Raw genomic sequence first — 21,697 nt, forward strand, 5'->3', positions numbered from 1 at the left:
CTACCCGACAATGAACCACATCTACCGATCCATCTGGAACGACAGCACCGCCACCTATGTGGCAGCCGCCGAGACAAGCAAAAGCGGCGGTAAAACGGCGTCGGCCTGCACGGGTTCGCTGCAGGCGGGGCGCTGGGCCTTGAGGGCGCTGGCGACCGCGCTGTGCCTGGCCTACGCCGCGGGCGCCGCGGCCCTGCCGCAGGGCGGGGTGGTCACTGCCGGCAGCGCCAACGTGACGGCCGCGCCGGGCAATATGACCATTGTGCAGGGCAGCCAGAGCGCGGTGTTGAACTGGCAAAGCTTTGGCATAGGTGCGGGCGAGTCCGTGCAGTTCGTGCAACCCAACGCCAGCGCGGTGGCGCTCAACCGCGTGGTCGGCAGCGAGCCGTCCGCCATCTTTGGCAACCTGTCGGCCAATGGCAAGGTGTTCCTCGTCAACCCCAACGGCATCCTGTTCGGCAAGGGTGCTTCGGTCAACGTGGGCGGCCTGGTGGCCTCGACGCTGGGCATCAAGGACAGCGACTTCATGGCCGGGCGTTACAAGTTCTCCGGCAACAGCACCCAGGCGGTGAGCAACCTGGGCAGCATCAATGCGCCCGGCGGCTATGTCGCCATGCTGGGAGCCCACGTGATCAACGACGGCGTGATCGCCGCGCGCATGGGCTCGGTGGCGCTGGCCGCCGGCCAGGCCATCACGCTCGATGTCGCGGGTGACGGTCTGCTCAATGTCGCCGTCGACCAGGGCGCTGTCAACGCGCTGGTCAGCAATGGCGGGCTGATCCAGGCCGACGGCGGCCAGGTGCTGATGACGGCGCAGGCAGCGGGCAAGCTGCTCAATACCGTGGTCAACAACACCGGCGTGATCCAGGCGCAGACCCTGGTCAACCACAACGGCAGCATCAAGCTGCTGGGCGACATGCAGACCGGCACGGTGAATGCTGCAGGCACACTGGATGCAAGTGCCCCGGCTGGCGGCAATGGCGGCTTTGTCGAGACCTCGGCGGCGCACGTCAAACTGCACGACGCCTTGAACGTGACGACGAGTGCAAGCAACGGCCGGACCGGCACCTGGCTGATCGACCCGAACGACTACACCATCGCGGTGACCGGTGGCGACCAGACCGGCGCGTTTTTTACGAACGCGCTCAAGACCAGCAATGTCCAGGTCCAGAGCATTTCGGGCGGCAGCGGCGTGCTGGGCGACATCAACGTCAACGACTCGATTTCGTGGTCGGCCAACCAGCTCATACTGACGGCGCAAAACAATATCAATATCAATCAGCCATTGCGCGGCTCCGGCACGGCCAGCCTGGCGCTGGAATACGGCCAGCAGGCCGTGGCGGCGGGCAATGCCAGCGTCTATAACGTCAAGGCTGAAGTCGACCTGCCGTCGGGAAACAACTTCAGCACCAAACTGGGCAGCAATGGTGCGCTGACGAATTACACGGTGATCAATACGCTGGGCGCCACCGGCAGCATCAGCGGCGCCGATTTGCAAGGCGTGAGCGGAGCAGTGACTGGCAACTATGTGCTGGGTGCCAACATCGATGCCAGCTCGACCTCAGCCTGGAATAGCGGTCTCGGATTCACGCCCATAGGTACCACTGGCTTACCATTTTCCGGGCAGTTCGATGGGCTGGGCCATGTCATTACCGGCTTGAACAGCGCCACCACCACTGCGGCCGGCGTCGCCGGCCTGTTCGGTTCCAACAGCGGCAGCATACGCAATGTGGGCCTGGTCGCGCCCGTGATCGCCGGCAATATCGCCAGCACACAAGGCAATATCGCCGCACTGGCCGCCATCAACAGTGGCACCGTCAGCAATGCGTACGTGAGCGGTGGTTCGGTGACAGTCACGACCGGTGCCATCGGCGCCGGCCTTGTCGGACTCAACAGCGGCACGATCAGCGACAGCTACAACAGCAGCACGGTGCGCGTCTCCGGGAACTATGACTTCTGGATGGGGGGGCTGGTGGGCAACACCACCAAGACCAGCAACATCGTCAACAGCTTCAACGCGGGTGAAGTGGTCGGCGCATACACTGCGGGCGGCCTGGTCGGCAACAACCTGGGCAGGATCACCGACAGTTTTAACAGCGGCAAGGTGTCAGGAACCACCAATACGGGGGGGCTTACGTCCCATAATCGCGCCACCGGCGTCATCACCAACAGTTTCAATACCGGTGCGGTGACGAGCAATAGTCTGACCGGTGGCTTGGTCGGCTCCAATGTGGCGTCCAGCCAGATCATCAACAGCTACTCCACCGGCGCGGTGACAAGCCGAGGACTCACGGGCACTGGCTTTGGCGGCCTGGCTGGTGGAAACTCCGGCATTATCAGCAACAGCTATGCGACCGGCGCGGTGACGGGCGTCACGGCCGTAGGTGGTGTGGTTGGCGCGAATACCAGTGCTGGCTCGATTACCAATGTGTATTCGTCCGGCGCGGTGAGCCTGTCTTCCAGCGGCTCCGGAACCTTGGGCGGCGTGATTGGCAGCATCGCTGCCGGCACAAGTCCCTCGATCACTGGCGGGTATTACAACACCACCGTGAACCCAGGAATGCCAGGTGTCGGTACCAATAGCGGCTCCACCACCCCCTCGCTCAGTGGCCTGACATCGTCGCAAATGCAGACCGCGTCGAATTTCACTGCCTTCACTTTCACGACCACGCCTGGCGCTCCCGGCAACAACTGGGTGATGGTCAACACCGACGGCACGCTCAACGGCGCAGGCAACGCGACCGGCGCCACCGGGCCTATGCTGGCCGCTGAATACAGCACCAAGATCTATTCGTCGCACCAGTTGCAGCTGATGGCAATGAACCTGGCCGGCAACTATACGCTGAAGCAGGACATCAATGCTGCCAGCACCGGCCTCTCCAGCGATGTCTGGAATGGCGGCACCTTCGTGCCTGTAGGCGCGGGCACGACGAATCCTTTCACCGGCACTTTCGACGGCGCTGGCCATGTCATTTCCGGCCTGGTCATCAACCGTCCGAGCTCGAATTACGCGGGCCTGTTCGGCGCGACGTCTGGCAGCGCAAGCGTGCGCAATGTGGGCCTCGAAAGCGGGAGCGTCAACGGCAAGGATTCCACCGGCACGCTGGTCGGCAGCAATGCCGGCCTTGTCAGCGGCAATTACAGCACCGCGAGCGTGACCGGCTCGGCCGGCGTCGGCGGCCTGGTCGGCAGCAATAGTGGCACGGTCAGCAACAGTTATGCCGCCGGCACGGTGAGCGGCGGGACTGATGTGGGTGGGCTGGTCGGCCTGAACTCCGGTAGCTTGAGCAATAGTTACGCGAACGGCGCCGTATCCGGCACCCTCGGCGTGGGCGGCCTTGTGGGCACCAATAGTGGGAGTAGCAGCGGCAGCTTCTGGGATCCCTCCACCACGGGCCAGGCCACCAGCGCCACCGGCAACGGCTTGACCACCGCGCAATTGAAGCAGCTGGCCACCTACAGCGGAGCGTCATGGGACTTGGCCAGCACATGGATCGTCTACGACGGCAATACCTCTGCCCTGCTGCGCGCCTTCATGACGCCGCTGCAGGTGACTTTCATGTCGAACGCCAGCAAGACCTATGACGGCACCAATAGCTGGACGGCGCCGGGTGTCACCTTCTCGAACCCGAATGCCGTGCTGGAGGGCAGTCTGAACTATGGCGCGGCGGGCAGCGCGGTCAATGCCGGTACGTATGCCATCACGGCCGGCGGCCTGTATTCCGGCCAGCGCGGCTACGCCATCAGTTCCAACACCGCGACCCTGACCATCGACAGGAAAGGCGCGACCCTTAGCGGCGCGACGGTCGACACCCGCGCCTATGACGGCACCACGGCGGCCACGCTTTCCGGCGGTGCCGTGGTGGGCCTGCTGTTGCAGGATCAGCCCAATATCAACTTCAATACGGGCTCGTTCGACACCAAGGACGCTGGCACGGGCAAGGCCGTGACGGCTATCACCACCGGCAGCGCGGGCGGCAACTACATCGTCACGGCCAACGGCCTGACCGGCACCATCACGCCGAAAACCTTGGCGGTCACCGGCATGGCCGTGACCACCAGGGAATACAACGCCGGCACCGGCGCCACCCTGACCGGCGGCACCTTGGACGGCCTGATCGGCAGTGAAACCCTGGGCTTTGGGGCATCGACCGGCGTATTCGGCGACAAGAACGCCGGCACGGGCAAGACGGTGACTGTGACCTTAGGCACGCTGTCCGATGGTTCCGGCCTGGCCAGCAACTACACACTGGATGCGCCATCCGGTGTCACTGGCACCATCACGGCCAAGGCTTTGAGCTGGACCAGCCTGGCGGTGGACAACAAAGTCTACGACGGCAATTCGACGGCCAGCATCAACAACGGCAGCATCACCGGTATGGTAAGCGGCGAAACGCTGACCTCTGCCTCCAGCGCCACGTTTGCCGACAAGAACGCCGGCAATGGCAAGACGGTCACCGTCAGCACTCTGCTGGGCAATGGCAGCGGCGGCGGGCTGGCGTCCAACTATAAGCTGGCCGACACCACCGTGTTGGCCAGCATCACGCCCAAAACCTTGACGTTGACCGGCGCGGCGGCCGGCAACAAGGTCTACGACGGCACCCTAGCGGCGGTGATCAGCGGCGGCGCCCTGAGCGGCCTGGTCGGCAGCGAAACGGTGGGCCTGGGCGCGCTGTCTGGCAGCTTCGCCGACAAGAACGCCGGCAATGGCAAGGCCGTGACGGTCACCGGTGGCAGCTTGAGCAATGGCAGCAACGGCGGCCTGGCCAGCAACTACACGGTCGGCAGCGTGACGGGCCTGGCGGCCGATATCACGCCAAAAGCCTTGACGGTCAGCGGCGTGACCGTCGCCAGCAAGGCTTACGACGGCAACACCAAAGCCACCATTTCGGGCGGTACCCTGAATGGCCTGGTGGTCGGCGAAAGCCTGACCCTGTCCGGCCAGAGCGGTACATTCAACGACCAGAACGCGGGCAACGGCAAGGCCGTGACGGTTACCGGCGCGACCCTGGGCGATTCCTCTGGCCTGGCCAGCAACTATACGGTCAGCAACGCCGCTGGCGTGACCGGCAATATCACGCCCAAGGCGCTGACGGTGAGCGGCGCGACCGCTAGCGACAAGGTCTACGATGGCAGCACGGCGGCGACTCTCAGCGGCGGCAGCCTTGACGGCCTGGTCGGGTCAGAAACGCTGGGTCTGTCCAGCCTTACCGGCGTCTTTGGCGACAAGAACGCGGCCAGCGGCAAGACCGTGATGGTGACGGGCGGCGCGCTGTCCGACGGTACTGGCGGCGGCCTGGCCAGCAATTACACGGTTGGCCTGGTGACCGGCCTGACCGCCAGCATTACGCCAAAGGAACTGACAGTGAGCGGCGTGACCGTCATCGCCAAGGCGTATGACGGCAATACAAAGGCGGCATTGACGGGCGGCACGCTGAATGGCCTGGTGGCCGGAGAAACCTTGACCGTGTCCGGCCAGACGGGCGTGTTTGCCGACAAGGATGCCGGCGCCGGCAAGGCCGTGACCGTTACCGGCTCCACCCTGGTCGACGGAAGCGGCCTGGCCAGCAATTATTCGGTGACCAATCCGAACGGCGTGATCGGCGACATCACGAAAAAAGTGCTGACGATCAGTGGCGTGACGGCCGCCAACAAGGTCTATGACGGCAGCACCAAGGCAGCCGTGACCGGCGGCGCGTTGAGCGGCCTGGTCGGTGGTGAAACCCTGGGCCTGTCTGGCCTGTCAGGTGCTTTTGCCGACAAGAACGTCGGCTCCGACAAGACCGTCACGGTGAGCGGCGCGACGCTGGCCGACGGCACCGGCCTGGCCAGCAACTACACGGTCAGCGATGCGACCGGCGTGACCGCCAATATCAACCAGGCGACCATCAACAGCGTTTCCAACATCGTCGCCGACAGCAAGGTCTATGACGGCAATACCAAGGCCACCGTCAGCGCGACGAACGCCATCTTCAATGGCATGGCCAGTGGCGACAGCCTGTCGTTCAGCGCCGCCTCGGCACTGTTCAATGACAAGAATGCCGGCAACAAGACCGTGACGGTCAGCGGCATCGCATTGGGTGGCACGGATGCGGGCAATTACACCTTGGCCAGCACCGTCGGCACCGGCACTGGCAGCATCACGCCGAAAGCCGTGACGATCATCAACATGACAGCCGTCAACAAGGTCTACGACGGCACCACCAAGGCCAGCGTGACGGGCGGTTCCATCAGCGGCACGATCGGCTCGGAAACGCTGGGCGCGGCCGGCCTGGTGGCGACCTTTGACGACAAGAACGTGGGCATCGGCAAGACCGTGACCTCGACCGGCACCACGCTGGTCAATGGCAATGGCGGCGGCCTGGCAAGCAACTACACGCTGACCGACCCGACCTTCACCGCCAATATCACGCCCAAAGCCTTGACGGTATCGGGCATGACGGCCGGTACGCGCGTGTACGACGGCAGCACCACGGCTACGCTTTCTGGGGGGGACTTGAACGGCCTGGTCACCGGCGAAACGCTGGGCTTGGCGGGCGGCACGGGCGTGTTCGCCGACAAGAACGCGGGCAACGGCAAGGCGGTGACAGTGACCGGCACGACGCTGGTCGATGGCAACAGTTCGGCTTCTAACTACTCGTTGACCAACCCCACGGGCGTGACCGGCAGCATCACGCCGAAAACGCTGACGGTGACGGGCCAGGTGGCCGCCAGCAAGGTCTACGACGGCAATGTTGTTGCGAGCTTGAGCGGCGGCACGCTGGACGGCCTGGTGGGCGGCGAAACCTTGGGCATCGGTGGCCAGACGGCCACGTTTGCGGACAAGAACGCGGCCAACGGCAAGGCCGTGACGGTGGCGGGAACGACCCTGCTGGACACCGGCAATGGCCTGGCCGCCAATTACACGGTCAACAATCCAACCGGGCTGACGGCAGACATCACGCAAAAAGCACTGACGATCTCGGGGCAACTGGCGAACAACAAAGTCTACGATGGCAACACGGCGGCCTCCCTGACGGGGGGCACGCTGAGTGGCCTGGTGGGCGGCGAAACCTTGGGCCTGGGTGGCCAGACCGCAGTGTTTTCGGACAGAAATGCGGCCGACGGCAAGACCGTCACGGTGACTGGCACGACCCTGCTTGATACCAGCACGGGCCTGGCCAGCAACTATACGGTCAGCAGCACGGCAACTTTGAGCGCCAATATCGCCAAGGCAAGCATAACCAACATCGGCGGCATCACCGCCGGCAGCAAGGTCTATGACGGCAATACCAAAGCCAGCCTGGACACGACGGGCGCGACCTTCAGCGGCATGGTCGCAGGCGACAACCTGTCCGTCAGCGCCACGACGGGTGCGTTCAGCGACAAGAACGCCGCCATCGGCAAGGCGGTGCGCGTCAGCGGCATCGCGCTGGGCGGCGCAGATGCTGGCAATTACAGTCTGGCCAGCGACACGGCCAGCACCACCGCAGATATCACGCCCAAGGCGCTGACGGTTGCGGGCGTCAGCGCGGCCAACAAGGTCTACGACGGCAGCGTGGCGGCGAGCTTGTCAGGCGGCAGCCTCAGCGGCCTGGTGGGCAGCGAAACCCTGGGTCTGGCGGGCCTGTCCGGTGCGTTCTCCGACAAGAATGCGGCGAATGCAAAGACCGTGACCTTGACCGGTGCCTCGCTGGTCGACGGCACCGGCCTGGCATCGAACTACAGCGTCAGCAACCCGACCGGCCTGACGGCCGACATCACGCCCAAGGCGCTGACGGTTGCAGGCATCAGCGCGGCCAACAAGGTCTACGACGGCAGCGTGGCGGCGACCTTGTCAGGCGGCAGCCTCAGCGGCCTGGTCGGGTCGGAAACCTTGGGTCTGGCGGGCCTGTCCGGTGCGTTCTCCGATAAGAATGCGGCGAATGCAAAGACCGTGACCTTGACCGGTGCCTCGCTGGTCGACGGCACCGGCCTGGCATCGAACTACAGCGTCAGCAACCCGACCGGCCTGACGGCCGACATCACGCCCAAGGCGCTGACGGTTGCAGGCATCAGCGCGGCCAACAAGGTCTACGACGGCAGCGTGGCGGCGACCTTGTCAGGCGGCAGCCTCAGCGGCCTGGTGGGCAGCGAAACCCTGGGTCTGGCGGGCCTGTCCGGTGCGTTCTCCGACAAGAATGCGGCGAATGCAAAGACCGTGACCTTGACCGGTGCCTCGCTGGTCGACGGCACGGGCCTGGCATCGAACTACAGCGTCAGCAACCCGACCGGCCTGACGGCCGACATCACGCCCAAGGCGCTGACCATCGCCGGCATGACGGCGGCCAACAAGGTGTTCGACGGCACGCCGGCTGCGTCCCTCAGCGGTGGCACGCTGACAGGACTGGTCGGCAGCGAGACGCTGCAACTGTCAGGCTCGCGCGGGACTTTCAACAGCGCCAGCGTCGGTAGTGGCAAGGCGGTCACGGTCTCTGGCAGCACGCTGTCCAACGGCAGCGGGCTGGCCAGCAATTACACCGTCAGCAATCCGACCGGGCTGAGCGCCGACATCACCGCCGGCGCTTCTGTGCCCGTTGCTCCGGCCAGCCCCGCAGCAGACCGTCCCACCGCTGGGAACGCGGTCGTCTCGGTCGGTACGGGCAACTCGCCGTTTGCGGATGGCGGCCGTGGACAGGATTCGCCGGCCGTGCTGGAGGTCGCTTCCGAGAGCCGCAATGCACCTGAACTGCAGACCGGGGCCAGCATTCCCTACAGCCTGTCTGCCTTGAGTTTTTTCATCAGGGACAACGGCATTCGCTTGCCTTCAGGCGTGGTGCCCGCGAGCAAGGATGGCGACCAATGAGGTGCAGGACATCGCCATGGATTTCCTCGGCTTGCGCACCGGGAGTGCCATGCAGGACGCCATGACAAACAAGCCCGCAGCTGTCCCTGACAATGCGCTGGTTGACTATTACAACGCCGTCCCTTATGCCTCGCACCCGTTTCCGCAATCGGCGGTCGAGCATCTCGAAACCATCGCTTTTCTTTTTGGTCTCGACGCACCAGCGGCGCGCACCGCGCGTGTGCTGGAGTTGGGCTGCGCCGCTGGCGGCAACCTGATTCCCTTTGCTGCGCGGTATCCGCTGTCCAGTTGCCTGGGCGTGGACCTTTCATCCGTTCAAATCGATCAGGGCCAGCATGCCATCGCGAGCGCGGGCCTGGGCAACATCGAATTGCGCGCCATCAACCTGGCCGACATAGACGCTTCGTTCGGTCTGTTCGACTACATCATCTGCCACGGTGTCTACAGTTGGGTGCCAGCCCAGGTGCAGGAAGCGATTGTGCGCATCTGCGCGGAGAACCTTGCGGCCGATGGCGTGGTGTACCTGAGCTACAACACCTACCCGGGCTGGAAGGCGCGCGAGATAGTGCGCGACGCGATGATGCTGCGCGCCGGCCCGCGCGACGCGCCGGCCGAGAAACTCGCCTATGCGCGCGGCATGCTCGAATTTCTCGCGACGTCGGCCAGGCCTGGCACCGTGCTGCAAAAAGCGCTTGAGGAAAACCTGCCGCTGGTGCGCAACGCCAGCGGCGATTATCTGCTGCACGAATTCCTTGAGCCGTACAACGCGCCGTGCTACTTCAAGGAGTTGCTGGCCCGTACCAACGTGTTCGGCCTGAGCTACCTGGCCGAGGCCGAGCTGCCGAAGATGTTTTTGCAGAACTACGACGCCCAGGTACGCGAGCCCTTGATGCGTGAATGTGGTGACAGTCAGATCGTGCTGGAGCAATACCTCGACTTCGTGGCCAATCGCTGCTTTCGCCAGACGCTTCTGGTCCATCAGGCGCGGGAGGCAGAGATCCGCTATCAACTTCAGTTCGAGCGGCTTTTGGCGCTGGAATACGCGGGCCCCTTCGAATTCAAGGAGCTCGACCTCCAGCCAAACGCCGGGCCGCAGATTTTCACCGTGGCGCGCGCGCACGTGACCCTTCATGAGTCGGCGCAGAAAGCCGCCGCTGCACTGTTGGGCCAGTGCTATCCCGCCACCATGCGCGCCGCTGCGCTGGTGGCGGCGGTGGCTGCTCGCCTGGCCGAACCTCAGGAAAAGGTAGCGCCTCTGGTCATGCTCTTCCTGGGAGAGATGGTGATCGCGGGCCTGGTGCGTTATCGCCGTACACCCGTACAGACCGCTTCATGCCTGAGCGATTTCCCGCGCGCGCCCGTCGATGTGCGCCGTGCGCAGCGACTGTCCATGGACTGCGGGCCCGATGCCACAGCGTGCAACCTCTGGCATGAATCCATACGCGTCTCGCCTATCGAGCGCACGCTGCTGCCTTTGCTCGACGGCACCATGTCGCACGCGGCTCTGGCACAGCATGTTGCCAACGAGGCCAGGGCCGGGCGTCTGCGCTTTGTCCAGGATGGACAGTTGCTGGTTGACGAGGCTTTGTTGCATTCTTTTGCCCAGCAGCAGGTGGCCGCGGCGCTGGCCAATCTGCAGCGCATGGGATTCTTGCTGGCCTAGGCACTTTCGACTACAAGCCGTCGCAGATCAGCCCAACTGGCATGATTTGCACCTCCTTTCCCGCCGGGCTAGTACTTGCTGCTCCTGGCATCGGGGTCGGCTCGGCAAGGGCGTCACGCCGCGGCCAACCGCTCCTTAGCGAGCTTCGTGCCTTCCGCCAGCGCTTCGAGCTTGTGCCAGGCCACGTCCCGCCCCAGGGGCGCCAGGCCGCAATTGGTGGTATGCATCCGGCAATCCCATCTTTATGCTGAACAGATCTTTGAGCAATATCGCGTCCACGAAACATGAACTGACCCCCAGGAGTTGGACAAACTCCCAGGGGGTTCATGAAGAAGTAGCAAACAAAATTCAAGCTTGAGGTCGTCAATAGCTTCCTGGCTGGTGAGGGCCGAGCGAAGTTGCTGGCGCGGCAATGGTCCGTGCCGGAGGAAAAGATCCGTACCTGGGTAAACCATTTCCGATCGCACGGCATTGATGGTCTTCGCCCCAAACGCAGCTCGTACAGTGAGCAGTTCAAGCTGCAGGCAACACATATCGACGACCGGCGTACCTGAATCTGCCAGTCGCAGCGCATAAGCGATCTGCTCTTCTGAAAATCTCGATCTTTTGATTGCCTCTCCTTGTACCCTTTGGGGCCTGCCGGAAAGCAACCGTAACTCCAGTTTTGAAGTCCGGAATTCGGGGGAAGTGCGCCTTCGCGCATGCACCTGTAGACTGCACGCATCAATACCGGCGCTTCGAAATGGCCGCACTCGCTCACGCTCAGGCATGCTTTCGAACCGCGTTTTTGTATTTCTCCGCGCACATTGCCTGGCTCCTGCGCGCCGTTCTTGACGGCGAAGGCTTCAATCTGCCCTCTTCCGGCAATATTGCTGCCAGAGCGCTCCAGTTACGCCGTTGAAGTGCCGCTGCAATACCTGTGCCTGCATGCGGGCGACGAGGTGTGGTCGGGATGGACTCCGCTATCTCGTAAGAGATAGCAACCGAAATTTCTAGGGACGATTCCGTGCGTGATCAGCAGCTGCAGGAACATCCGGGACCAGACAGCGATGGCGCAGCCAGGCTCGGCGTCCGGTGAAAATCTGCGCTTCCAGCCGCACAAGGTTGTCATCATCGAGACAGCCTTGCTCTCTGGCCAATCTCAACGGCCGAAGAGACACTTCGCGGTACAGTCACAGCCCACGGTTTGAGCAAGCCGCTGCAGCGTTTCTTCCAACGCGTCCTCCACCTCGATTGCGGCGCAGCGGCCCGCCATGCGAGACAGCGCGACGCTGGGATCTGAGTGAAAGATCCATCACCGTGACAATTCGGTGCCGCAAGGACCCGAAAGCTATAGCCGGAACAGAGCACACTGAAGAAGCGATACGAACTGCTGGAGCGGCACCTGCGCTGGCTGCGCCGTTCACGAGAATTGCTGCGTCACAGCACGCCGCGCGTCCAGCCCGATGCCGGCACAACAGCGCACCGAGCACACAAATCAGCATCCGGCGAGTCACTGCCACTGGGCCTGCAGCTGGCCGTCAAAGGCCAGGTGTTGTACGCGCCCGTCTTTCAACGCCCCCTGTTGGATACTGACGGCAAATTTAACGCCAGTGTTATGGCTTTTCCTGTGAGATCCGCGTCACGCCAAGTTTGAGGCCCACCATCCCAAAAATGCGATTCATCGTCGCCACGCTGCCTTCGCTGCGTTCCTGTTCGATATCCTGCAGCGTGCGGTAGGCCACGCCAGACAGTTTGGCCATCTCGGCCGTGGTCAGCCGCATTGTCTTCCTCAAATGGCGCACGGCCTCGGGCAACGACCACTCGGGGTGTGACAGCACATCGTCCACGGCCTGCTGGCGCAACTCCAGCTGCTCGACAATCGTGAGGGGATTGAAACGCTTGTCCATGCGGCTCAGGCCAAGGCCGTCAGTTCTTGCGCGCGCGCCATGAGGCCGGGGCGCAGGTGCTTCAACACCTCTGCTTCCATGCCCATCGCCTCGCCTTCGGCGGCGATGCGTTGCAGCGTCGGCACCATCGCCCGCAGGCCTTGCACCAGTGCCGCGCGCTGCAGCAGCTCAGGGCCTTTCTTGCGACGCTCACGCCGCACGCGGTCGGCACTTTCACAGACGGCGTCCAGCACACGCGACCAGTCGGGCTGCCCGCCATCATTACCGTCCCAGCGAATGCGCCGCGCGATGCCATCGGGATGCAGGTACATGGGTGCGAAGTCGAACAGCGGCGTCAATCCGATGCGGCCGGAGAAATCGCGTTGCAGCGCCGTGTTGCGAGCGTGGTTGTCCTTGTTGCCCAGCGCAAGATTGGCCACATCGCGCCGCAGGTATTCGAGCACTTCATGCTGCGGATCGGTGCAATACCGCAGCAAGCTCTCGCAGACCTGGTCATGCGAAGGCACGGCCTCGAAGCCCGGCATGCCGGTGAGCGTGGCAATGCTTTCCTGGGCCAGGCGCACCACGGTGCCGCCCTGCACCCGCCGATCGAAACGTTCAATGAACAGCGCGCGCTCGCGCAGCACCAGCGGCGCATGCACGCGCAGGCCCAGTTGCTGGGCCAACTTCATGTACACCGCCTCGTGGCGCAGGATGCTGGCCATTGCAGGATCGGTGCCGCGGCCGAATTTCACGATGTAATGCTTGCTCGCCTGTTCATCCGCCAGCGTATGGTCCAGATACAGCAAGCCATCATGCGCACGTGTCAGCAACACTTTGGGCCATTCGCCTTGCACCCCCGAGGAGCCCGCAACGAACAAGCCATGGGCGGCCAGATATTCAGAAAACTCGTCGCCGCGCTGCGCGACCTCGTCATCGGTAAAGCCGCGATAGCCGCCGGCATGGGCAGCGAGCCATGCGGCTGCTTCCTTGACGCGCAGGTTGCCGATGGGATTGCCTGAGCCGGCCAGCAGCAAAGGCCAATCGGCGACCTCGCCCGCCATGGGTGACTGACCTATGCGCCGCAACAATTCCTGGCGACCGAAACCCTGGGGCAGCAGATCGATGAGGAACACCGGCCAATGCGGCAGCTGCAGCGGCTCCAGGCCCACGGGCCAGCGCGCGCACAACGCATGCGCGTCATTTTCCCCGATGTGCTCGAACGCCCAGTCCACCGCGTAGCCCGCATAGGACTTGGCTTTCCAGCCGTCGTTGTCCGCACCATGCAGGCGCACGCTGGCCACATCGTGCCAGGCGCCGTGCGCATGTAGTTGGAGGGTGCAATCACTCATTTGCACGAAATTCTAACAAAATTAAATGCTTTTATGCAGGTTATTTTGCTGTTTTTCCGTGCAAATAAGGCTTTGCATCGAGGTGCCACTGCTCCACTGTAGGCAATGGAAATCTGAAACAGATATTGCAAGGCATCTGCCAAAGAGCGCCAGCGCGCGTCGCGCCTGTGCCTGATCGGAATGCGCAGCACGCCCCCTATCTTCAATGAATAGAGCATGGCCGGCGTTCATTCCAGGACCCCATGGCCAAGCGACCAAGGGCGCCGGCGCCTCATGGCATGCGCGGCGGAAAGTGGCCTGGCTGGTCGCAGGGTGAGGTGATTCGCGCGCTCATACGCGAGCCGTCAATGGCATCGCTCGCCTCTGCCACCGGTACTTCTCCGCTTCATTTGCGAGATCGGTTGCGCGATGGATGCGCCCATGATCCATGGCCGCGCCCCCACCAGCGACCTGGGCCACAGCCGCGGCTCCCGCGCGATGACCTGCGACCCGCCCCCCCAGGCATCGCCATGGGCTGCTGGCCCGCGCACGCAAGGCTTGCCAGCGTCCAATTTCGGGGGCCTGGGCCTGTAGAGACCAGCAATTTTTTGGCCGCTCGTTCAAAACCCTGGAATAAAACATGACGCACCACAATGCGAGATATGATGCGTCAAACTTTACGGAATTAAATAAACGGCGCCCAAAAGCCCGGCAGCTCTGGCTTGCGGGACTGTGGGTGGACGGCATGCCGGGCGTAGCCGGGGGAAGAAATCCCACCTCGCCATCACTCTCCAGCGTGGCCGAGCAGCGTTTTACTGACGACTAGCTTTGTCAGATACAACAGTAAGCGCCCACGTCGGTGGCGGTGCGAGTGGAGTCTGTTTGCGCGCGCAGCCGCCCAACCCGGATGAAAACAGGTTGGGTGTCCTTCGCTGCCTGGGGCATCGGGAAGGCATGGACAGGCGGCTGGCAGATGCTTATCGCGAGCTAATGCAGGTACCCCCCCGCACGGCTGCAGGCACTGCATTGAAACGCCGACGGCCCAGGCGCCGCGGATTCCGTGATTGAATAAATTCGCCGAAAGCTCTGACCGAACAGCCCGGCGCGACCGTTGACATGCGGCTGCCACGGGTGCAAAAAAACGTTGTCAAGCGCAATCGAAAACTGAACCACTTCGCGCGTCGACGCGCAAAGTAAAACTGAGCCATTGGCTTAGTTCTTGGCGGCGGGCACATGCCCGGCACGGCGTTGCTGTTTCAGGCGGTAGCTATCTCCCTTGATTTGAACGATATGTGCGTGGTGCAGGATGCGATCGAGCATGGCCGCTGTCAGCGTGGTGTTACCCCCGAAGGTGGCATCCCATTGCGTGAACGGCAGGTTGCTGGTCAGAATCATGGAGCCACGCTCATAGCGCTTGGCGACAATCTGGAAGAAGTGGCTGGACTGGTCGCCCGACAGCGGCAGATAGCCAATCTCGTCGATGATCAGCAGGTGTGGTCCCAGGATGTTATGCGTCATATCGCTCCTGGCGCCTGGCTGCCTCGAGCTGCAGCATCAGATCCGCCGCCGTGATGAACTTTGTCTTGATGCCGGCCTGGGTGGCGGCATAGCCCAGGGCGATGGCCAGATGCGTCTTGCCCACGCCCGATGGCCCCAGCAGCACAGCGTTCTCGCACCGATCCACGAACCGCAAAGTGGCCAACTCTTCAATCAGCTTCTTGGGAGCGCCCACGGCGAAGCCGTAGTCGTTCGCATCCAGGGTCTTGATGGCAGGGAAGCCGGCCATGCGCACCAGCGTCTGCCGAGAACGCACCTGACGGGTGTCTCGCTCATGCGCGAGCACATGCTCGAGGTAATCGAGGAAGCTCCAGTCCTTGTTCACGGCCTCGCCCGCCGCTGCCTGGTAGCACTGCATCAGGCCTTCGAGCTTGAGCATCTGGCAATGTGCATCGATGCGTTCTTGCTGCAGGTTCATGCGCGCACCTCGGTGAGCAACTGCTGATCGACCGACAAGGGATGCTGCAGTGAGTGCGCCATATCGGCCATCGCCCACCTGGCAAGTGCCGAAGGCTGTGGCGGGGACGCAAACCCCGGCAGCGGCTGCAGCGTAGCACGCTCTCGCTGCTCGAACACCACGGGGGGGCGGCACCGGTGACTGGATGTACGCGCTGATTGGCGACGTCGCGCAGCCACTTGCCCACCTCGGCGTTAGCCGTGTCCACGCCCAGAACCAGGCCGGACTGCTTGAGCCAGCTGGCCCGTGGCACGTAAAAGTTGCCGCGAAGGTAGCGATGAAAACGCTCCGCCTTGCCCTTGGTCTGCGCCCGATAGGGCCGGCAAAGCCGAGGTATGAAGCCGTAGCACTTGGCCAAGTCCAGCATCCCAGGATGCCAGCGGTGCTCGCCTTGTGCGTAGGCATCGCGTATGTCTACGATGGTCTTGGCATTGACGTACAGGATCTCACGAGGCACAGCGCCCAGCGTTGCGAACAGCGCGTGATGGCAGGCGATGAGGGTCTCGGCCCTCTCGTTCGTGGTGAACCGGGCCCATCGCCAGCGGCTGTGGCCCAGCGTGGCGGTGAAGGCGTAGAGCGGATCGACGCCACGACGGAAGACGACGAAGTCGCACTGCATTTGCTTGCCTGGCGCCGTCTCGAAGCGCACTACGGGATCTGGTGTCGAGACCGGCTTGTGCAGTTGCATGAACGTTTGCAGGCTGCGCAACTGGCCGTGGCTTGCAGCTCGCGCAGCAGTGCCGGCGCCGCAATCCAATCGGGTGCAGCGGCCTCCATTCGCTCACGAATGAAATCGTGAAACGGCTCCAGCTTGGTGGCTCTGGCCTCTCGTTGCTTGTAGCGCGGAAGGTCCTGCAATGCCAGGTGCCGCGTGACTGTGTTGCGGGATACGCCCAATCGTCGCGCAATCTCGCGCAGCGACAGCCCTTGGGCCCTGAGTACATGGATTTGCATCCACTGTTCCTTTAAAAGCATCGTCAGCCTTCGCGCGAAAAGGACTGACTGTAGGGAAAAGTGGTTCAGTTTTACTTTGCGCGAAGTGGCTCATTTTTACTTTGCGCGCAACACCGCCGGCTTCCAGCAAAGAGATCAAGCAAGCTTTAACCCGGACTTTCGACTGCTTGGTATGGCGGAAGGGGGCAGGTCAGGGTGAGTGGCATAAGATCCTATTCATTGGATCTCTTAAAAGTGCCCCGATGGCCAACGAACATCTATTCCTCTCCAGTAAATTCGCCCAGTGGTGTCATGCACAAACGGGAGAGAACCGCGAGCATTTTCAACGCAACCGAGACGAGGCACTCCGCATCCTTGTCGGATGCATCAACGCTGGCGAGATCATCAGCCTGGACAGCGTCCAATCGAGGATATCGCTGAAGATCAAGGATCACCACGGTGTAGACGACTTCGAGATGAACAGCAATTGGATTGGTTCCCCCCAGGACTGGGCATGCCCGTGCTGCGGTCGCTCGAAAGCTCAGGTCTCTCGATTGGGCAGGCAGCAACAGATCCTAGCCAAGCTGGTGATCCATCACGATCACATGGGGGACGCCTTACAGGCAGCGTTCCACTCCGCCTTCGTGCAAACCGGCACCGATGTTGAACAAATTGACGGATTCCGCTTGGTCGAGCGCATGGGCAACGCTTTCGCAGCCTACGAGGAGGTTTTAGTCTGCGAGGACTGCAACAACGCCGACACTGAAGCGAAGAAGCTGGTCGCAGCCCCACCCTACTTCTCATTCTCCATCGGTCAGATTCGCCGATTTATTCGAAGCGGTGACCACCAACCACACCAAGTTGATGCGGTGACAGCGCGACATACGTGGGAGGATGCCCGGCCCGCCTACGAATTGCGCATGAAGCTAATCAACGCAGTTGCTCGTGCCGCTGCCACTGACACCCATTGGTACGAACCTCACCAGAGAAGAACCCAGCCCATTCCGGTCTTCGGGTACGCGAACCGCATTGGCGACTCCATGGTCAAGGACTGGGTGTCCCCCCCAGAACTCTACAACGCCCTAGTGCCGCAGCCTAAGAAATTCGAACAAAATCTCGCGCGATGGCGTACCACAGCACAAAGACCAGGCCGTCCCCTACCGGACAACTACCTCGCTATGTTGCGTTCGGAAGAGGCCTTCGCGCTTGCTTGGAATGCGGTCTCGGACGATTGGTCATGCCCTGTGTGCCGCCGTCACAGACAGCAAATCGTCTACATAGGTGACAAGGGGAAGGTCGTTTTTTTCCTGGCAAGCACCAGCGCACGAGGTGCATGGTCCGACGCCCGCCGGATTTGCCGACAGTGTCACTCAACGCTGATGAGCCTCAAACTGGAAATCACCGAGTTGACGGGCAACAAACCACCCGACAGCTACGGCTTTGTTAGCCCAGGCGAGTTGGCAGCAATCATCACCTCCCAACCGCATTCACCGCACACCATCCGTCGAGATGAAGCGGTAGCCCTAATTAAACATATCAAGCAGCGTCTGCAGCCCGGCACATAAGACTCAAATTGAGTGCACCGGACGAATGACACATTTCCAAATACCCGGTTCAATATGCATTATGGTTGCAGTTTGGTCAGTGCCTCACGCTTGCCCATCATAAGACCAGATGAATGCGCCCAGCCTGCGCTGGCCTTCTATCTTTCTCACCCGGCTATGGATAGTTTAGAGGCCGCCAACAACGACGCCAAGCCCTGCCAACATTTTGAGAGTCGCCTTTCGTTGCGAATTCTGCATCGGTTTAGGTAGAGCCCTCGCAAAAGTGCTGCGAGGACACTGTATGCGAAAGTTAGCGCGCCTGAAAGGGCATGCTTCACCATGACTATCTTCTCGTTGTTACTAACGATAAGTCAAACGGTTACTAGGAGCTATTTGGACGCTGTATGCAGCTGGTGTTCACCCATGGGCCTTGCCGGCAGTGGTCAATGCTGCCTGCATCTCGATTAGCCAAGCGCTCGCATGCTACAGAAAGCCAGCGGCGTCAGCGCTATGCGTAAAAAACTCATTCGACCAGTGCCAACATGCTTGGCGAACAGCCAGACTTCAGTTCATGCGCCCGACGTCGCGCCATGCACATCACCTTCACATTGCTCTGGCAAGCCGCTCAGCTGGATCTCGCCAGCCAGCGCATCGATGACCCGCAGCACATGTTTGAGTCGACCGGTAGACTTGCCAACGTCCAGGTCAACAATGAAGTGCACACCTTCCCCTACCGCCAGTGCCAACTGTTGCTGTGTCAGCGCAAGCTGCTTGCGAGCACCACACAGCGCATCGCGCTGGCTTGGCGGCATCGGCAGCGGGATCGGCCCAGCACTGTTTCGGTCGCAGTTGATGGGAGCCACAGCCAGCAAGTCCACAAGCCGCCTGCAGTGCTGCCATATCAGAAATCCGTATTGAGTGCCGTCATCACGCCACCGCGCGACGGTGAATTGCCGGTGGGAGCCGCCGCTGCAGCGTGTGCGGTGTTTCTCGCCGCGCAGGCTCAGAACTGGTACTTCATCGCCAACATCACATTGCGCGGATTGCCGTAAAAACCACCAAATGCCGTCGAGTAGTATTTTTTGTCAAATACGTTATTGAGGTTGAGCGTGCCCGACAACTGGGGACTGAACTGGTAACGCGCCATGAGTGCCCCAACCGCATAAGCTTTTTGTGTGAAGCGTTCGTTGTTCGGGCCCACATCGTCCCGGTAAATGCTGCCCTGCCAGTTCACACCACCGCCCACCGTCAGCGAATTCCAGTCACCGGTCAGTCGATAGGTAGTCCATAACTTGATAGCGCTTGAAGGCTGCATGGTCTGGATACGCGCGCCCGAAGCATCCTCGGACTTGCTGTAGTTGTAGCTGGCCAGCACTTGCCAGCCCGGGCGCAGTTGCCCCGACAGTTCCAGATCGAGCCCTTTGGAAACCGCGCCTTTCACGGTTCTGTAGGCATACGAGCCACCACCGGTGCCAGCAACCCACACGAAGCCTGGTTCAGCCTCGGCGAGGTTGTCCTGGTTCAACTGAAATACCGCTGCACTGGCGTTGAGCGCGCCGTCGAAAAACTCGCCCTTGACTCCGACCTCGTAGTTCTTTCCTTCCAGAGGCGGTAGGAAGTTACCCTGGATATCGCGGTAGCTCTGCGGCTGGAAGATGCTGGTGTAACTGGCGTAGGCCGACCAATTGCCATCCAACGCAAAAACCACCCCCGCATACGGCGTCAGCTTGTTCTTTTCTTCCAGGTGGTCGTACAGCCTTTCCCCGTTAAACGGGCTGCTGCTGGTGTCACGCTCCCAGTTCGACAGACGCCCGCCCAGAATCAGCGACAGCCGGTCGGTGGGCCGCAGCCGCAGCGTGCTGTACACGGCGATCTCACGTTCGGCGCTACTGTAGGTGCCGGTTTGTTTTCCATCAAAGTCGGGCTTGGGCGACTTGCCACCCCAGGTGTAGAAGTTGGGAATCGATGCGTCGTAGTCCGGCAGCCGCCAGTTGGGGTAACTCGGGCCGTTCGAGGTGAGGCGCGATGCACTCGCGCCAAGAACGAGTTCATGCTTGCGACCCAGCAGCGTGAAGGGGCCAGTGGCGTAAGCGTCAACCGAGGTCTGCTCCGGCTTGCCGTTCCAGTTAGCCAGCCACAGTCCACTGCCCTCACCGGTAAGCTTGTCGGGGTAGTCGCGCTGGGCGTATCCCTGCAGCGCCTGGTATTTGTTGGAGGAATAGTTGACGGCGAGTTTGGCGGCCCAGTCGTTATCGAAGTAGTGCTCCAGCGTGGCGAAGGCCATATTCTGTTTGCGGTCGTAGTTGCTCCATGCCGCAGCGCCGTTGGTAGAACGCGAAAAGTCGGTGAGCGAGCCATCGCTGAAGAACGCAGGAAAGCCACGGCTCGCATTAGTCAGCTTACTGTTCTGCTGCCCGAAGCCTGCGCTCAGCAAGGTGCTCGATGCCAGATCGGCTTCGACAATGCCGTAGAACACATCCTTCTTGCCTTGGTAGCGGTCTATGAAGGAATGTTCGTCCTGATGCGCCGCCACGATGCGGCCGCGGATACGCCCTTCGGCTGTCAGCGGGCCCGAGAGATCAATTTCACCGCGGTAACGGTCCCACGAACCGGCTTGCAGCGAAACAGCGCCTGCGAACTCGCGTGTGGGCCGCTTGCGCACCAGATTTACCGCCGCCGCCGGACTGCCGGTGCCGCTGATCAGGCCGGTTGCGCCACGAACCACTTCAATACGGTCATAGGCCACCGTATCGAAGGCCACCGCATCCACAGCGTTGGCAACGGGAATTCCATCCAACAGGTAGTTGTCAACCTGGAAGCCTCGGGAATAAATCTGCGTGTATTCCTGCGTGCTGGTGGACTGGTCAACGGTAATGCCGGGCGTCTGCACCAGCGCGTCCTGCAGCGTGGTCAGACCCTGGTCTTCGATCTGCTGACGCGTCACGACACTGATAGCCTGCGGTGTGTCGCGCAGAGACAGGTTCAGCCGCGTGGCGCTGGTCGAGCCGGCGTAGCTGCGTTTGCCTTCTGTCTTTCCGTCACGAAATGCGTCGGCGGCCACCACGACAGGTGCCAAGGTTCTGCTATCTTGTAACGCGCCCGTACCCACCGCACGTTTCTTCAAGGTATAGCTGCCATCGGTGCGCGGCACGATGTCTAGCCCGCTGCCTGCCAGCAGCCGCTGCACAGCGTCACGCGGTGCATAGACGCCGGCGAGTGCCGGGCTGGTCAGGCCTTCGGTCAACGCCGGATCAAACGAAAGCGCGATGCCTGCGCTGAGCGCAAAACTCGACAAGGTGCGCCCCAGTGGCCCTGCCGTGATGTTGTAGGGCTGGGCTGCGGTCGCATCCAACGCCATGCCGTCGGCCGCCAGTGCCTCCATAGGGACGGTGGAGGCGAACGCCATGCCCAGCAGGGCGGCGCGGATGGCGTGGTTCAGGCGGCGCTCAGTGGGCGCAGCGAGTGCGGCGGTGCGGGTACGGGCAACAGGCATGGAGAAGAATCCTTTTCGGCAGATCAA

Annotated in this window: 7 protein-coding genes and 3 pseudogenes; 5 read left to right on the forward strand and 5 right to left on the reverse strand. The window is 62.1% G+C overall.

Features of this window, described 5'->3' with window-relative positions:
- Positions 1 to 10 precede the first annotated feature (10 nt).
- The 3 genes and pseudogenes from ACSVDO_RS26190 to ACSVDO_RS26200 all read left to right on the forward strand — a co-directional run.
- A complete protein-coding gene (locus ACSVDO_RS26190) occupies positions 11 to 8,824 on the forward strand; it encodes a YDG domain-containing protein (protein ID WP_489597521.1) in 8,814 nt (2,937 codons plus the stop codon).
- Between the two features lies 1 nt (position 8,825).
- Complete coding sequence (locus ACSVDO_RS26195; protein ID WP_489597522.1) at positions 8,826 to 10,487, forward strand: methyltransferase regulatory domain-containing protein; 1,662 nt, start codon at positions 8,826 to 8,828, stop codon at positions 10,485 to 10,487.
- A gap of 359 nt (positions 10,488 to 10,846) precedes the next feature.
- Positions 10,847 to 11,041, forward strand: a pseudogene (locus ACSVDO_RS26200) (helix-turn-helix domain-containing protein); the annotation flags it as partial.
- Between the two features lie 1,041 nt (positions 11,042 to 12,082).
- Here ACSVDO_RS26200 and ACSVDO_RS26205 read toward each other — a convergent pair.
- The 4 genes and pseudogenes from ACSVDO_RS26205 to istA form a co-directional block, all read right to left on the reverse strand.
- Positions 12,083 to 12,376, reverse strand: a complete 294-nt coding sequence (locus ACSVDO_RS26205; protein WP_489597524.1) for a helix-turn-helix domain-containing protein — start codon at positions 12,374 to 12,376, stop codon at positions 12,083 to 12,085.
- Between the two features lie 5 nt (positions 12,377 to 12,381).
- Positions 12,382 to 13,707 carry a type II toxin-antitoxin system HipA family toxin gene (locus ACSVDO_RS26210; RefSeq protein ID WP_489597526.1) on the reverse strand — a complete coding sequence of 442 codons (1,326 nt, stop codon included), beginning with the start codon at positions 13,705 to 13,707 and terminating at the stop codon, positions 12,382 to 12,384.
- Between the two features lie 1,191 nt (positions 13,708 to 14,898).
- Positions 14,899 to 15,661 (reverse strand): annotated as a pseudogene (gene istB / locus ACSVDO_RS26215) (IS21-like element helper ATPase IstB).
- A pseudogene (gene istA / locus ACSVDO_RS26220) lies at positions 15,658 to 16,675 on the reverse strand (IS21 family transposase). Before istA ends, istB begins: the two co-directional pseudogenes overlap by 4 nt.
- A gap of 221 nt (positions 16,676 to 16,896) precedes the next feature.
- Here istA and ACSVDO_RS26225 point away from each other — a divergent pair.
- Positions 16,897 to 18,198, forward strand: a complete 1,302-nt coding sequence (locus ACSVDO_RS26225) for a hypothetical protein (protein ID WP_489597528.1) — start codon at positions 16,897 to 16,899, stop codon at positions 18,196 to 18,198.
- A 569-nt stretch (positions 18,199 to 18,767) separates the two neighbouring features.
- On the forward strand, positions 18,768 to 19,229 hold the full coding sequence (locus tag ACSVDO_RS26230) for a hypothetical protein (protein WP_489597530.1): 462 nt from the start codon (positions 18,768 to 18,770) through the stop codon (positions 19,227 to 19,229).
- Here the strand turns inward: ACSVDO_RS26230 and ACSVDO_RS26235 are convergent.
- Complete coding sequence (locus tag ACSVDO_RS26235) at positions 19,181 to 21,670, reverse strand: TonB-dependent siderophore receptor (RefSeq protein WP_489597531.1); 2,490 nt, start codon at positions 21,668 to 21,670, stop codon at positions 19,181 to 19,183. The genes ACSVDO_RS26230 and ACSVDO_RS26235 overlap by 49 nt on opposite strands.
- Positions 21,671 to 21,697: the final 27 nt, after the last annotated feature.

The sequence above is a fragment of the Comamonas sp. DB36 genome (assembly GCF_057914905.1).

What these genes read in the sequence shown, in the direction of transcription:
- ACSVDO_RS26190 (WP_489597521.1), top strand. Translation starts at nt 11, where the DNA reads ATGAACCACATCTACCGATCCATCTGGAACGACAGCACCGCCACCTAT.
- ACSVDO_RS26205 (WP_489597524.1), bottom strand. Translation starts at nt 12,376, where the DNA reads ATGGACAAGCGTTTCAATCCCCTCACGATTGTCGAGCAGCTGGAGTTG.
- ACSVDO_RS26210 (WP_489597526.1), bottom strand. Translation starts at nt 13,707, where the DNA reads ATGAGTGATTGCACCCTCCAACTACATGCGCACGGCGCCTGGCACGAT.
- ACSVDO_RS26225 (WP_489597528.1), top strand. Translation starts at nt 16,897, where the DNA reads ATGGCCAACGAACATCTATTCCTCTCCAGTAAATTCGCCCAGTGGTGT.
- ACSVDO_RS26230 (WP_489597530.1), top strand. Translation starts at nt 18,768, where the DNA reads ATGCACATCACCTTCACATTGCTCTGGCAAGCCGCTCAGCTGGATCTC.
- ACSVDO_RS26235 (WP_489597531.1), bottom strand. Translation starts at nt 21,670, where the DNA reads ATGCCTGTTGCCCGTACCCGCACCGCCGCACTCGCTGCGCCCACTGAG.